A 1694-nucleotide genomic window follows, 5' to 3' on the forward strand; every position below is an offset into this window, starting at 1 on the left:
CAACCGGGTCTCCCTGTCACGATGCCGCCGCCGATCGACCGGAACGGTCTTGAGGCCGAGATTGATCGCGGTGAGATGCGCGCTGGTGGTGATGCCAGCTTCCCGCAGGATGGAGGCGCAAAGAAGCCGCCCGAGCCAGGGTGCGTGCTGCAGCACGGAGAGCTCGTTCCAGGCATCGAGGGCGACGATCGCCTGCAGCCCCGCCGGCAGATGCTCGGCCTGCCGCAACACCCCACGCCACTCCTCCAGCCGCTCATCCTCGTCCCAATCKATATCATAGATCATCGGATCTTTTTCGGCCCCGCTTCCGCGATCGGGCCGTGTTGCGTTCGCGATCGCTGCCTCCGATCGAGCGAGCACGACATCGATGGCAGCATAGTCGACGCCGGGAAGATCTTMGCCACCGTCCGCGTCTTCCCCCTCCCCTACCAGATCGATCGCGACGGCGCGCCTGGTGGCGCCGCCCGCCTCTGCTTCGTCGGCGCCGATCGACGCCCCTGGCTCCGCCTGCCGCAGCGTTCGAATGCCGTCGGCGGAAAGCGCCCAGTCAGGTGGTTGGCCGGCAATGCGCCGGCGAGTGCGCAGCACGTCGCGGGCGATTGTCAGCTCATGGGTGGGTGTGCGAATATCCTTCGTGGCGTYATGGAGGACGAGGTCTTCCAGGTGGACGAGTTCGCCGTCGATCCACAGCGAGGCGCAGGCATCGGTAAAGTGGGAGCGTTCGATCCACCCCGCGCCKACCGGCGAGCGGGCGATACGTTCGTCCAGACGCGTGAGCGCGGCGCCCGCGTCGAAAGCCGGCCGCATCAGGGCTGTCATGCTGATTTTCGAAAGATCGTAAGCCATTGATATTATGGTAAACGATCTTTTAAAGGAACTCTATATCKATATTGCAGTTCGCCACATGGTATCAATGACGGACGAGGTTATAACMATCGATAAGTATCGCTTATCGGAGGTGATTGCCAGAAGCCCGCAAATCAGCGAAAACCGGGTAAAGACCGATCGCCGGCGCCGTTCCGGCAGCCGGATTCTTGCCTTTTCAGGAGGGACCTTTGGACATTCTCGCTCCGAACACATCGCCAGACGCTATCGCCCGGCGGGCGGAAACGCTCGACACGATTGCGGCAGTGCTGCCGATCGACCGGCGCGACAAGCTGGCGGAGATCCTCACCGATCAGGACGTCGAGACACTMAAACATCTGGTCAACGAAGGCATGGGCGCCAACACGCTGCGGGCGCTCGCCTCCGATCTCGGCTACCTCGAGGCCTGGGCGATGGCCGCGACCGACAATCCCCTGCCCTGGCCGGCGCCGGAGGCGCTGCTCTTAAAGTTCGTCRCGCATCATMTCTGGGATCCGGCCCGGCGCGAGACCGATCCCGAGCACGGTATGCCCGCCGAGATCAGCCAGGTCCTGAGGGACACCGGTTTTCTGCGAACGTCGGGACCGCACGCGCCGGACACGGTGCGCCGGCGGCTCGCCAATTGGTCGACGCTGACCAAATGGCGCGGCCTCGACGGCGCCTTCACCTCCCCGGCCCTGAAATCCGCCATTCGTTTCGCCGTACGCGCCGTCCCCCGGACGCGCCGCCGGAAGAGCGCCAAGGCGGTCACCGGCGACATCCTGGCCAAGCTGCTGGCTACTTGCGGTGGCGACAGCCTGCGCGATCTGCGCGATCGCGCCATCCTGATG

The 1694-nt window shown here is 64.6% G+C and carries 1 protein-coding gene and 1 pseudogene; one reads left to right on the forward strand and one right to left on the reverse strand.

Features of this window, described 5'->3' with window-relative positions:
- Window positions 1-855: RHE_PE00001 family protein (locus QD357_RS32050; RefSeq protein WP_414126041.1), on the reverse strand; the 855-nt coding region annotated here is incomplete at its 3' end.
- Window positions 856-1055: 200 nt separating this feature from the next.
- Here QD357_RS32050 and QD357_RS32055 point away from each other — a divergent pair.
- Window positions 1056-1694 (forward strand): annotated as a pseudogene (locus QD357_RS32055) (integrase); the annotation flags it as partial.

It is taken from the genome of Rhizobium sp. BR 317 (assembly GCF_047445835.1).
Classification (GTDB): Bacteria; Pseudomonadota; Alphaproteobacteria; order Rhizobiales; family Rhizobiaceae; genus Rhizobium; species Rhizobium paranaense.